The organism is Neobacillus drentensis (assembly GCF_036962765.1).
Taxonomy (GTDB): domain Bacteria; phylum Bacillota; class Bacilli; order Bacillales; family Cytobacillaceae; genus Neobacillus; species Neobacillus drentensis_C.
The window spans coordinates 19,711-33,432 of sequence record NZ_JBALOS010000242.1 but is presented as its reverse complement, the minus strand read 5'-3'; the positions used below and the strand labels follow the sequence as shown (position 1 = coordinate 33,432).

The window sequence follows — 13,722 nt, the reverse complement described above, 5'->3', positions numbered from 1 at the left end:
CAAAGGACCCTTATTAATAGTCAAAAGCAACAAAGTTACGAAAAGGGCCTTAATAAAAAAACGAAAACAAAGGGGAGAATTTGAATGAAAAGATCATTAACGGTTCGGGATATTGTCATTGCTGGAGTGCTTGGGGCAGTAGCCATTTTATTGGGGGTCACAAGGCTGGGTTATATTCCTGTTCCAACAGCAGCAGGGAATGCGACCATTATGCACATTCCCGCGATTATCGGTGGAATTATGCAGGGGCCGATTGTCGGCTTAATTGTTGGCGCGATTTTTGGGATCTCTTCCTTCCTAAACGCAACGGTCCCACTCTTTAAGGATCCATTAGTTGCGATTTTACCTCGGCTTTTTATCGGTGTGGTGGCATGGCTTGTGTATGTTGGCCTCCGCCGCAAAAGTGAATACTTCGCAGTTGGTGCCGCTGCATTTATCGGAACATTGGCAAATACTGTACTTGTATTAACGATGGCTGTAGTCCGCCATTATTTAACCGCAGGAGTCGCCTGGACAGTCGGAATTACAAATGGAATTCCTGAAGCCATTGTTGGGACGATTGTGACGTTAGCGGTTGTATTAGCTTGGAAACAGATCGGCAAAACACAAAAATCAAAGATTTCTAAGGATCTATAAGGAATGAATAATCAAATTATCGATGTACCAGGAGTAAAAGTCGGCAATAAAGAAAATCAACAAGCATTGACTGGTTGTACAGCGATCCTTTTTGAAGGGGGTGCGGTTGCGGGAGTGGACGTAAGAGGGTCCGCTCCCGGAACACGGGAAACCGACCTTTTGAACCCGATTAATTTAGTCGATAAAGTGCATGCCATCTGTTTAAGCGGAGGAAGCGCATTTGGTTTGGATGCCGCTTCCGGCGTGATGCAGTTTTTAGAGGAAAACGATATTGGATTAGATGTGGGTGTGGCAAAGGTGCCAATTGTCCCTGCCGCTGTACTGTTCGACCTTCCATTCGGCAACCCAAAGGTCCGGCCTGATAAACAGATGGGTTATGAAGCAGCGAAAGCGGCCACATCTGAGAAGTTTGACACTGGAAATTATGGGGCCGGCTGTGGAGCTACTGTTGGTAAATTGGCCGGTCCAGGCTTTTGTATGAAGGGCGGTCTCGGTAGTGCATCGCTCCGCTTAGAAAATGGTGTGGTGATTGGTGCGATTGTAGCCGTCAATCCTGCCGGGGATGTCCGCGACTCTTCCACGGGAGAAATCTTGGCAGGTCCCTACCAGGAGGGAATTCTTGTTGATAGTATCAAGCTTCTTGAACAAAACTATCAACCTACTATTCCTGCTGGGTCGAATACAACCATCGGCGTCATTGCGGTCAATGCCGATTTAACAAAGGCGGAGGCAACGAAGGTAGCCCAAATGGCTCAGGACGGGTATGCTAGAACGATTTTTCCAGCACATACCATGTATGATGGTGACACCATTTTTGCTGTTGCTACAGGAGGGGAAAGAGTCCCTATTGATGTCATTGGCGGGCTGGCAGCAAAGGTCATGGAGAGGGCGATTATCAATGCGGTTAAATCCGCTGAAAGTATAGGCGGAATCATCGCTCACAAAGATTTACCTAAGTATCAATAAACGGAGGGGTTTAAGTGGCTGTATTTAATGATGTGGATGATAAAGAAGTTGTAAAGTTGACGCAAGATCTCGTTCGGATTCCAAGTGTATACCGTCCAAACGACCCTAACGGAAATGAAAGCAGAGCAGCGCAATATGTATATGATTACTTGAAGAGCTTAGGGCTTGAAGTATACATTGAAGAGGTCGTCAAGGGGCGGCCAAATGTCATTGGCATTCTTGATTCAGGCAGACCTGGGAAAACAATTCTTTTTGAAGGGCATACCGATGTGGTGACAGAAGGGGACTGGGATGCCTGGAGCTATGATCCCTTTGGGGCTGTTATTGAAGGCGGTAGAATGTTCGGCAGAGGGACGAACGATACAAAAGGAAATCTATCAGCTGCGATTGCAGCAGTCCATGCGATTAAAAGAAGTAACGTGAAGTGGAATGGGAAAATTATTTTGTGTGTCCCCTGTGATGAGGAAGGCATGATGATCGGCATCAAGCACTTCATCAAACGTGGATGGGCGCAAGGTGTGGACGGTGCCATCATCTGCGAACCAGAGGAAAACCAAATTTGTATCACGCAAAAAGGGGCGATGCGAGCCGTAATTCGAACGTACGGAAAAATGGCTCATGGTGCTATGCCGCTTTCCGGGATTAATCCCAATACGAGAATGGCGCAAATTATATGTGAACTAATGGCACTCGAGGACAAAGAGAAGCAGCGTCTCGGTCAACACCAATACTTAGGATTGCCAAGCATTACGCCGACGATTATTTTAGGACCCGAAAAAGGGGAGCCGCAAATCAATGTCATTCCTGACCATTGTTATAGTACCCTTGATATTCGTACGGTTCCTGGACAGGACCATGACCAGCTTCGTATGGAAATGGAGAATATTTTAGAGCGGCTGGGCTCCAAGGATCCGGATTTTAAGGCTACCTTAGAGGTGATTGAAAGCCGGCCATGGACAGAAACGAACTTGGACGATCCGATTGTCAAAGCTAGTTTGGAATCATTCCGCAATGTTGCGAGAAAAGAACCGATATATAATGGTGTACCTGGTGCAACAGACGGAACCTTCCTTCACCTGGCGGGCATTCCGATTGTCACGACAGGAGCGGGCGACCGTCATATCCCACATCAAATCAATGAATATATGGATCTAGCAGAATTAGTCGAAGCCTCGAGGATCTATGCACAGACTGCGATGTTGTTTTTGAATGAGTAATCGTTTGTTTCAAATGAATCGTGAATGTTGTAGTAGGCAGTTTGTTCCAATGAGATACGCCTGAGGTTTCACGGCACCCCAATTGTTAGACATGATCTAGCGATTGGAGGTGCAGTTTTCCTATGGCTAAATTTTCTGCAGAAGTAATAAAGAGTTTTGTTCATCCCTTTTTTGCATGGATTTAGCAAAGCAAATATGATAGTTAGTACATTCGACTTAAACTTTTTTATACCTATTAAATCAGTAGGCAGTATGTACTATTTATTAATTAATATAAATTTTCCTGGAAAAAAATGTTGAAACTGCCAAAATAGGAAGTTATAATTATCTTAAATTTCAGACGATTTAAAGTTTAGGAGAGTCAGATCAAATTTTTTTGGCCATTTAATTTCACCACTGGCGAAATTAAATGGATTTTATACAAAAAACTCTGGTAAACCATGCGGAAATTACAAGAGTTATTAACACCGTGGTAAAAATGGTGGATTTACGATTACTTTTGCCTAAACTTCTATTCACGATGGAAGATAGGCCAGAAGTTATCTAATCATATTTATTCAAAGGTATCGCCCAAAATATTACATCTAGACAAAATACCTAAGAAACGATTAAAGGAGGATGTCAATGAGAAAGGCGAGTTTTTGGAAGGTGCTGCTGTTTGTGGTGATCTCGGCGGTGCTGATGGTCGGATGTTCTAGTAAAGAAAGTGGCGGGGAAAAGAAAACAGTTAGTCAAACCGGCGATAAGGATTTAGTGATCGCTGTAAATGAAAACTTTATATCAATGGACCCTCATAATACAGGGGATACCAATTCTAACTCTGTCCAATCTGCTATGCTTGAAGGTTTATTAGGGTTTGATAAAGATGGGAAAATTACCAACCAACTAGCTGAAGAATACAGTGTGAGTGATAATGCCTTGGAATATAATTTCAAACTGCGTCAAGGTGTCAAGTTCCACGATGGGGAAGCATTTAATGCCGAGGCAGTGAAAGCAAACATTGAAAGAATTATGAATGATGATAGTCTGCGTTTAAACAGCCGTGGTTTTAATCTAATTTCGAACGTTGAAATCATTAGTGATGACGAAATTAAGATAACTTTAAAAGAAGCTTATGCAGGGATGTTAACGAGATTTGTCTCAGCAAAGATTCTAAGTCCTAAGCTTCTACAAGAAGGAAAAGACAAAATTGGGAAGAATCCGGTTGGTACTGGTCCTTTTAAATTTGTGGAATGGGTTCAGGGAGACCATCTCACTGTTGAGCGATTTGACGATTACTGGAATAAAAAAGATCGAGTAAAGACAATTACGTATAAATCGGTTCCTGAAAACGGCTCACGTGTAGCGATGTTAAAAACAGGTGAAGCACATGTTATCTATCCGCTGCCTAGCCAAAATTTGAAAGAACTTGAGAGCAATAAAGATATTGTCGTTGAAAAAATCCCTTCGACGATTGCACGCTATGTTTCTATTAATACGATGAAGGAACCTTTTGATGATCCACGTGTTCGTCAAGCGATGAACTATGCAGTAGATAAGTCAGCGTTTATCACTGTCGTCAATTCAGGATACGGGCTTCCGTTAGACTCCATTATTCCTAGTAAAACGCTTCACTATGCTAAGCAGGAAGCATATAAGCAAAATATCGAAAAAGCCATGCAATTACTAAAAGAAGCTGGTCTTGAAAAAGGCTTTAAAGCGGAAATTTGGGGAAATACCAATTCCGATACGATGAAAGGTATGCAATTCATCCAACAGCAATTAAAAGAAATAGGTATCGATGTAGAAATTAAATCAATGGAAGAAGGAACCTTGTCAGATGAGATTTATGGAGCGCAAACACCAGAGGATGCGAAGTTACAGATGTGGTATGTAAGCTGGTCAGCGTATCCATCTGATACGACCAATGCCACCAAACCGTTATTCTATAGTGGTTCTTTCCCTCCAAATGGAGCCAATACTGCCTACTATAAAAATGATCAAGTAGATCAATGGATTGATAAGGCAAACAAGACTGCGGATCAACAAAAACAAGCAGAAATCTACAGTCAGATTCAGTCAACTGTCTACAAGGATGCACCATGGATTTTCCTTGGTGTGGATGAAATCCTAACTGGTAAGAGAACCAATGTTGAAGGTGTCTATATTGAGCCAGGTGGTGGAATTAGTGTGACGGACGCAAATCTTAAGTAAGAAGGAGTATTCAATCGAAGAAAAGAAGCGGAGGGTTGTCCCGAAGCTTCTTTCCTTCTATATGAGTATCTCCTGCTATTTGCGCGATTCTCTTACTCTATGAAAAGGAGGATGTTACCTTTGTTATCAGGCGTCAACATTTTCTGGAAAGGGGTTATCAGCAGTGCTCCAATATATTATCAAACGAACCTTTGAAATGATTCCTATTCTTTTCATCGTTTCCATTTTAGTCTTCTTTTTTACCCACTTAATCCCTGGTGACCCAGCCCGTTTGGTCGCAGGCAAAGATGCTTCCATCCAAGAGGTAGCTGCCATTAGAGAGGAACTTGGTCTCGATAAGCCCATTTGGGAACAGTATATCACCTATATGGGGAATTTATTTCAAGGGGACCTGGGCTCTTCTCTAAAGACAGGCTTACCTGTTATGGATATGTTTGCCGATCGATTAATGCCTTCCATTTATTTAACTTTATCCAGTATGGTTTGGGCGTTAGTTCTCGGCTTGATTATCGGGACTTTATCTGCTGTTTTCAAAAATAAGTGGCAAGACTATCTTGGAATGGTTACAGCGGTTTCGGGTATATCCTTACCAGGCTTCTGGCTAGGGTTAATCCTCATTCAAATTTTCTCCGTGCAGCTTGGATGGTTTCCAACAGGTGGTGCAGAGGGCTGGAAAAGTTATGTGCTGCCTTCCTTAACACTGGGTGCAGGCATTATGTCGATGCTGGCCCGTTTTACCCGATCTTCCCTATTGGAAACACTAAAAGCCGACTTTATTCGGACAGGACGGGCAAAAGGACTGAAAGAGTCGGTGGTCATTCCAAAACACGCATTGCGGAATTCCTTGATTCCCGTCGTTACGATTGCAGGTTTGCAGTTTGGATTTTTATTGGGCGGGTCAGTGGTAGTAGAAACGGTATTCAGCTTTCCTGGGATGGGACGTCTATTGATTGATTCGATTGCCTTCAGGGATTACCCAGTCATTCAAGCAGAATTATTACTATTTTCTGTTGAATTTATCATCGTCAATTTAATCGTAGATATTTTATATAGTTATCTCAATCCGAAAATCCGTTATGTAGCATAGAGGAGGGCGGTCATGGAAGTATCTAAGGTAATCAACCACAATAACACAGTCATTCACGAAAAAAAATATTCCCCGCTAAAAGAATTTTGGAAAAATTGGAAACGTCAGAAAACCGCCTTCTGGGCCAGCTTTTTTATTCTATTATTGATCTTTATTGCCATTATTGGTCCTTACATAGCACCTTATGATCCGTATAAACCCGATTATAATACCGTGCTGCAAGGTCCCAGTCAGGAGCATATTGCTGGTACGGACGAATATGGGCGGGATATTTTTAGCCGATTGTTATACGGTGCCAGAATTTCGTTAAGTGTCAGCTTTCTGTCAGTCCTGTTAGGAGCTATTGGCGGGACGATTTTAGGATTAATCAGCGGTTATTTTGGCGGCTGGCTTGACCGACTGATTATGAGATCAAGTGACGTCATGTTTGCCTTCCCGGATATTCTGTTAGCTATTGCGATTGTTGCCATCCTGGGACCAGGATTAACAAATGTGGTCATCGCAGTTTCCGTATTCAGTATTCCGTCCTTTGCAAGATTGCTCAGAGGATCCACACTTGAGGCAAAAGAAACTGTCTTTGTGGAGGCGGCGAAATCCATGGGAGCCTCTCATTTTCGGATTATGTTTCAGCATATTTTACCTGAGACGCTTGGGAGTCTGATTGTTTTTGTATCGATGAGAATCGGAACAGCTATTTTGGCAGCATCGAGTTTAAGCTTCCTTGGTTTAGGGGCAAGTCCTGAAACACCTGATTGGGGAGCCATGCTAAGTCTCGGACGGGATTATTTAGGCACAGCTTCGCATGTCGTCATGATGCCAGGTATTGCCATATTTTTATCTGTGTTGGCTTTCAATATTGTCGGCGATGGATTGCGCGATGTGCTGGATCCTAAAACCAAGAATGAATAAGGAGTTTGAGTAGGATGGAAAAACTGCTGCAGATCGAAAAGCTCGAAACGGAATTTACGAAGGATAAACAAAAGGTCAAAATCTTGCATGGTGTGAACCTTCATATTAATAAAGGTGAGGTCCTTGGTCTTGTTGGTGAATCGGGAAGCGGGAAAAGTATTACCTCCCTATCCATTATGAAACTTTTTAAGGGAACAAGTGGTGAAATTAGCAGCGGCAAAATTCTATTTAATGGTCAGGATTTAACCGCTAAAACAGAAGCGGAAATGAGGAAGGTTCGAGGTAAACAAATGGCAATGATTTTCCAGGAGCCTATGACTTCCTTAAATCCTGTTATGAAAATGGGGGAGCAGCTGCTGGAGCCCATCCGTCTTCATTTAGGACTGGATGAGAAAAAGGCGAAAGAATATGCTATCTCTATTTTAAAAAAGGTAGGGATTCCAAGAGCGGAAGAAATTATGAAGGAATTTCCGCACCAGTTATCTGGAGGGATGCGACAAAGGATCATGATTGCTATCGCCATATCCTGTAACCCTCAGTTATTAATTGCTGATGAACCGACTACAGCATTAGACGTAACCATTCAAGCCCAGATATTGGATTTAATGAAACAGCTGCAGCAAAAAGAAAACATGTCTGTTCTCCTGATTACCCATGATTTAGGGGTAGTTGCCGAGATGTGCGATCGTGTCGTAGTGATGTATGCAGGAAAAGTAGTAGAAGTGGCAGATGTATACGCTTTGTTTGAAGATCCCAAACATCCTTATACAAAAGGATTGATCGGTTCTGTACCAAAGCTTGGTCAAAAAGTGGAGAAACTTGTTTCGATTAAGGGCAATGTTCCAAATCCAGCTAATTTGCCAAAAGGCTGCAAATTTGCCCCAAGGTGTAACGAAGTGATTCCAATCTGCTATAACGAAGAGCCTCCAGAAACGAGTTTTGAAAATGGACGTTCTTGCAGCTGTTGGCTGTATCAAGAGGAGAGGAGGGGCGTTAGTGTCTAATATTCTATTGAAAGTAGATGGGTTGAAGAAATCCTTTTTTATTCCTGATGGTATGTTTGGGAAAAAGAAAATGTTAAAAGCGGTCCATGACGTCTCCTTCATGATTCCCGAGGGAAAGACCTTCAGTCTGGTAGGCGAAAGCGGCTGTGGTAAGTCCACCACAGGAAGGCTGATTTCTCGTTTGATTGAACCAAGCGAAGGAGAAGTATGGATTGACGGGGAAGACGTTTCGAGAAAAAAAGAATCGCAGCTAAAAGCGATGAGGAAAAAGGTACAAATGATTTTCCAAGATCCTTATGCCTCGTTAAATCCGAGAATGAAGGTCCGGGACATCGTAGGGGAACCACTTGCTATTCATACAAAGCTTTCTAGGGCTGAACGATACAAGCAGGTAGCGGAAATTTTAGAGGTAGTTGGTTTAAATGAGTACCATGCCAATCGATATGCTCATGAGTTCAGCGGCGGCCAGCGTCAGCGAATAGGGATCGCACGGGCCCTGATTATGAAACCCAGATTGATCATTGCAGATGAACCTGTATCTGCCCTGGATGTGTCCATTCAGGCCCAGATTCTAAACCTTTTAAAGGATTTACAGTCGGAATTTCATCTAACCTATTTATTTATTTCGCATGACTTGAGTGTAGTGGAACACATCAGTAACTATATCGGGGTCATGTATCTGGGGACCATCGTGGAGTCTGGGCCGAAAGAAGCTATTTTTTCAAACCCAAAACACCCCTACACAAAGGCCTTATTGTCTTCCATTCCGATTCCGGATCCAAAGTTAAGAAGAGAACGAATTATTTTACAAGGTGATTTACCCAGTCCAGTAAACCCTCCGTCAGGATGCCGGTTTCACACACGGTGCCCGGCTGCGATGGGTATTTGCAAAGTAAAGGAGCCATCTGTTTATAGGGATCCGGCCACAGGCCATGTAACCGCCTGTCATTTGGTAGAATCATAGTCTTTTAATAATTACTGATTTAAGGTCCGGGTTGATTTTGCAACTATGATGATTGGAGACGAATTCAAACAGGCAAATAAACTCAAAAAAACAAACGGGAGTGAATAAGGATGAAAGTTGGTTTAAGTACCTATAGTTTAGTGAGGGAATTACGAGCAGAAACGATGACCGTATTGGATGTAATTGACTGGATTGCTGAAAATGGCGGGGAGCATATGGAGATTGTCCCGTATGGTTTTTCAGTTGTTGATAATGTGGAATTAGCCGACAAAATAAAAGAAAAGGCAGCCTCCACAGGGATTGACCTATCCGCCTATTCGATGCCTGCCAACTTTATACAGGAGACAGAGGAAGCGTTCCGTGAAGAAGTGGAACGAATCAAACAGCATGTGGATATCGCCAACCGCTTAGGGATTAAAATTTTGCGTCATGACGTTACTGCCTTTACGTTACAGCCGGAAGAAATGACGATTCATTTTTTTGAAGAACATTATTCAAAAATGGTCCAAGGCAGCCAGTTGATTGCCGATTATGCTGCACAATACGGCATGACCACAACCATTGAAAATCATGGGTTTAATGTTCAAACGAGTGACCGGGTACAAAGGGTGATTCATGGGGTGAACCGTGAAAATTTTAAAACGACTTTGGACGTAGGGAATTTCCTTTGTATCGATGAAGATCCACTTGTAGGCGTAAAGAAAAATTTGAAATTTGCAGCTACAGTACATTTAAAAGATTTCTATGTTCGCCCATATTACGAGAACCCAGGGGATGGTGTCTGGTTTAGAACGGTCAATGAAAACTATTTACGTGGAGCCATTGTGGGCCATGGCGATTTAAACATTCGCGAGATTTTGAGATTAGTGAAACATTCCGGATATGACGGCTATTTAACCGTAGAATTTGAAGGCATGGAAGATTGTAAAGTCGGTTCGAAAATCGGGATGGATAATGTAAGACGATTGTGGAATGAAATCCAGTAGTGGTATCCGTGAATAGAAAGGAGAATTCTAAATTGGAACAATTACGAGTTTGTGTTATTGGTGCCGGATCTATATCCGATTTGCATTTTCAGTCGTATGCGAATAATCCGAATGCAGTGTTACATGGTGTCTACGATTATTCAAAGGAAAGAGCGGAGGAAAAAGCAAAAAAGTATGGAATTAAACATGTGTATACCTCTTTGGAGGAGGTTTTTAATGACCCTCATCTAGACGCAGTCAGTATCTGCACGTGGAATAATACCCATGCGGAGATTTCCATCGGTGCCTTAAAAGGAGGTAAACACGTATTAGTCGAAAAGCCTCTCTCCATGACAGTGGAAGAAGCGCTAAAAATAGAGGAGGCCGTACATAAATATAACCGCACATTACAGGTTGGCTTTGTTAGAAGGTTTGCAACAAACACAAAGGTGTTAAAATCATTTATTGATCAAGGAAAATTAGGAGAGATCTATTATGCCAAAGCCTCATGCTTACGCCGTTTAGGGAATCCGGGCGGATGGTTTGCTGATAAAGAGCGTTCAGGCGGCGGGCCGCTCATTGACCTAGGTGTTCATATCATTGATATTTGCTGGTATTTAATGGGGCGCCCTAAGGTAAAATCAATCTCTGGAAATTCATATCGTCAATTGGGGAACCGGGCAAATGTGGAGAATTTGCGTTATTATAAAGCAGCAGACTTTGATAGTTCAAAAAACTCAGTGGAAGATTTAGCGAATGCCCTGATTACTTTTGAGAACGGTGCTTCCTTGCTGGTTGATGTTTCTTTTACCTTGCATGCAAAGAAGGATGAAATCCAAGTGAAGTTCTTCGGAACGAAGGGCGGAGCTGAATTAGAGCCAGAATTAGTCTTGATTAGTGAGGAAAATGATACGATTCTAAATATCCACCCTCAGATTGATCATTTAACCTTTGATTTTGCTAATGCGTTTCAAAATGAAATCGATTCGTTTGTTTCCAGCTGCTTAACAGGAACCGAGTCGATTGCACCTGTTGAGGATGGGGTGGAAATAATGAAAATTTTGTCCGGTATTTATGAAGCTGCCGAAAAGAAGTGTGAGGTGGTCTTTTAACCTATGTCAGGTCAAGGATATCTCTGAAGCAATTGAATTTATTAAGAGCTTTAAATAAGCGAGGGCTTTTCCTCTCAGTATCATATATCTGAAGGGAATCATTGGCCGGATTCCCTTCAGGCTGTTTTAGTTTAAAGAATGATGTTAGTTCTTTTAGCTAGAGGATTACCATGATTTTTTAATCGTTTGAAAATAAATTTTTAAAAAAAGGAATGGAAACAAATGGAGAAACATGATCAACTTTTAATGAAGAAACAAAATAAGAATTTAGTGCTTGATCTTATTAAAAACCATTCCCCAATTTCTCGAATGGAACTGGCGAAAGTTACAGGGATGAGTCCGACATCTATTACTAGGATTGTTAATGAACTACATATGCAGGGCTTTGTAAGAGAAACCGAGCTAGTCACCTCTGGAGTAGGAAGAAAGGCTGCTTTACTGGATGTATGTGGAGATGTTCTTTATACAATTGGGGTAGAAATTGATAAGTTAGCAATAAAAATCGGTATCGTCGATTATATCGGGAAAATCGTTGCCTGGCAGCAGATTGAAAGAGATGAAACAGAGAGTTATAACGAAACGCTTGAAAAAATAAATGGGATCATTCGGCTTTTAATTACGGAACAGGGATTCTCTGATGAAAAAATCATTGGAATTGGCGTCGGACTTCCTGGATTCATCGATTACAAAAATGGTGTGGTGAAAATATCGGATCAGTTAAAGTGGAAAAACGTAGACATTACTGCTGACCTAAAGAAACTGACTGGGTTTGACGTCATTGTTGATAATGAATTAAAAATGAAAATCATGGCAGAGCATTTTAAGGGTATGACGAAAGATGCACAGAATGCCGTTCTTGTTGGGATCGGTTCAGGGATTGGCTCTGCGATTATGCTTAATGGAGAAATCTATCGGGGAGATTCTAATAACGCAGGGGAAATCGGTCATACCGTGATTGACCCGACTGGGAATGTTTGTAATTGCGGAAAGATAGGCTGCTTGGCCACGTATATTTCAGAAGGCGCCATTATTGCGGATAGCAGAAAAGTGAAAAATATCCAAACGATTGATGAAGTGTTCGCGTCCTATCGAATGGGAGAATCATGGGCCATGAATTTAATGGATCGGGCCACCACTTTTATTGCTCTAGCGATCAGTAATATCTTGTGTCTGTACAATCCAGAAGTGATTATCTTAAGCGGGAACACCATTGAAAAACTTCCTGAAATCAAATCCGCCATTGAACAAAAATGTGAGTTATATATTTGGGATCCGGTAAAGGAAAACTTGAAGTTTGTCTATTCATTATTAGGGAATGAAGGAGTTGTCCTTGGGGCAGCCATTCAAACACAAAATACATTGTTAGATTTAGAGTAAAGGGAGAGGTGGATATGATGAAGGCGGAAATGTTAGTGGAAGAAACACGGGGAGGGTTGATTGAAAACGTCCATATAGGGATGATTTGCGGTGTAAACGAGCATCAAGAACCGGTTTATCATACAGGCAATCAGGAGCACTACACGTATTACCGGTCGGCAGCAAAGCCGTTGCAGGCCGTACCTGTTTTTTTATCCAATATCATAGCGAAATATGGACTAACAAACGAAGAAGCGGCCATGTTTACCGCTTCTCATAGAGGAGAATCCTATCATATTTCGGCTCTTGAATCCATGTTGAAAAAATTACCTGTAAAGGAAGAGGAGTTATTTTGTCCAGCTGCCTATCCTTTAAATGTAAAACCTACAGAGGAAATGCTAAGAAAGAACATGGAGAAAAGGAGACTTTACCATAACTGCTCCGGCAAGCATATGGGTTTTATCAGTGTTTGCCGGGAGTTGGGTTATCCTGTTGAAGGATATTGGGAAGTAGAGCACCCGCTTCAGCAGCATATTTTGAGTATCCTATCTACTTTATCGGAGGTACCGATTTCTAAAATTAAAATCGGTAGAGACGGCTGTGGGGTACCGGTTTTTGCGATACCGTTAAAGAACATGGCGATTACTTATTTGAAATTAGCCTGCCCTGATTTAATTAAGGATTCGCTTTTGCAAAAAGCAGTAAGGGACATGACGAATGCGATGAATGAACATCCATTCATGGTTGCTTCAGAGCAGTTTATTTGCTCTCTTTTGCTTCAAGATCCTAATATTGTCGCAAAAGGCGGAGCCCAGGGAGTCTATTGTTTCGGCTTAAAAAAAGAAAGACTTGGTTTTGCACTAAAAGTTCTAAATGGATCAGAAGAAGTTTGGCCAGTCATTGTGGCATCCATTCTTGAGCAAATAAACTATCACAATAAGGAAACCATTGCCAGAATAAGAGAATTGAAGCAGCCAATTGTTAAAAACGACACTGGAGTGGAAGTAGGAACGATCCATGAAAGGTTTAAACTGATGACATCACTGGAAGGTTCGTCAAAACAAACTTCATAAATGATAAGCGAGCGCAGTGCCTGTCAGTACGGGGAAATGAAGTATAAGTAAGGCCTATAGTAGGAATGATTGTAAAGCCCATGTTATTTCTGATAGGAAATAACATGGGCTTTTTTGTTCTTGCTTTTGGCTAGAAATTAGTCATTTATCATTTGTGGTTGTATTTTAAAACAAATGATCCATTCTTTTTTATAAATGACTTTATTAAACAATTAGGCTATGTTAAAGCTTAATGTTGAT

At 41.8% G+C, this 13,722-nt stretch carries 12 protein-coding genes; all 12 read left to right on the top strand.

The annotated features are described in order from the left end of the window. Positions 1 to 84 precede the first annotated feature (84 nt). Positions 85 to 636 carry an ECF transporter S component gene (locus tag V7137_RS25000; protein WP_335700579.1) on the top strand — a complete coding sequence of 184 codons (552 nt, stop codon included), beginning with the start codon at positions 85 to 87 and terminating at the stop codon, positions 634 to 636. Positions 637 to 639: 3 nt separating this feature from the next. After that, entirely contained in the window at positions 640 to 1,602 is a 963-nt protein-coding gene (locus tag V7137_RS24995; RefSeq protein WP_335700578.1) for a P1 family peptidase, read from the top strand. A gap of 14 nt (positions 1,603 to 1,616) precedes the next feature. Further along, positions 1,617 to 2,819 carry a M20 family metallopeptidase gene (locus V7137_RS24990; protein WP_335700577.1) on the top strand — a complete coding sequence of 401 codons (1,203 nt, stop codon included), beginning with the start codon at positions 1,617 to 1,619 and terminating at the stop codon, positions 2,817 to 2,819. A gap of 624 nt (positions 2,820 to 3,443) precedes the next feature. After that, positions 3,444 to 5,012 carry a glutathione ABC transporter substrate-binding protein gene (locus V7137_RS24985; RefSeq protein WP_335700576.1) on the top strand — a complete coding sequence of 523 codons (1,569 nt, stop codon included), beginning with the start codon at positions 3,444 to 3,446 and terminating at the stop codon, positions 5,010 to 5,012. Between the two features lie 163 nt (positions 5,013 to 5,175). Next, positions 5,176 to 6,099, top strand: coding sequence for a nickel ABC transporter permease (gene nikB, locus V7137_RS24980; RefSeq protein ID WP_335700575.1), 924 nt, complete (start codon positions 5,176 to 5,178; stop codon positions 6,097 to 6,099). Positions 6,100 to 6,111: 12 nt separating this feature from the next. Beyond that, on the top strand, positions 6,112 to 7,008 hold the full coding sequence (locus V7137_RS24975) for an ABC transporter permease (RefSeq protein ID WP_335700574.1): 897 nt from the start codon (positions 6,112 to 6,114) through the stop codon (positions 7,006 to 7,008). A 14-nt stretch (positions 7,009 to 7,022) separates the two neighbouring features. Beyond that, complete coding sequence (locus V7137_RS24970) at positions 7,023 to 8,012, top strand: ABC transporter ATP-binding protein (protein WP_335700573.1); 990 nt, start codon at positions 7,023 to 7,025, stop codon at positions 8,010 to 8,012. Then, a complete protein-coding gene (locus V7137_RS24965) occupies positions 8,005 to 8,976 on the top strand; it encodes an ABC transporter ATP-binding protein (RefSeq protein WP_335700572.1) in 972 nt (323 codons plus the stop codon). Before V7137_RS24970 ends, V7137_RS24965 begins: the two co-directional genes overlap by 8 nt. Before the next feature lie 110 nt (positions 8,977 to 9,086). Continuing rightward, complete coding sequence (locus V7137_RS24960) at positions 9,087 to 9,962, top strand: sugar phosphate isomerase/epimerase family protein (RefSeq protein ID WP_335700571.1); 876 nt, start codon at positions 9,087 to 9,089, stop codon at positions 9,960 to 9,962. Positions 9,963 to 9,994: 32 nt separating this feature from the next. Beyond that, complete coding sequence (locus V7137_RS24955; RefSeq protein ID WP_335700570.1) at positions 9,995 to 11,053, top strand: Gfo/Idh/MocA family protein; 1,059 nt, start codon at positions 9,995 to 9,997, stop codon at positions 11,051 to 11,053. 222 nt (positions 11,054 to 11,275) lie between these two features. Beyond that, positions 11,276 to 12,430, top strand: a complete 1,155-nt coding sequence (locus tag V7137_RS24950) for an ROK family transcriptional regulator (RefSeq protein ID WP_335700569.1) — start codon at positions 11,276 to 11,278, stop codon at positions 12,428 to 12,430. 17 nt (positions 12,431 to 12,447) lie between these two features. Next, a complete protein-coding gene (locus V7137_RS24945; protein WP_420490175.1) occupies positions 12,448 to 13,482 on the top strand; it encodes an asparaginase in 1,035 nt (344 codons plus the stop codon). Positions 13,483 to 13,722 lie beyond the last annotated feature (240 nt).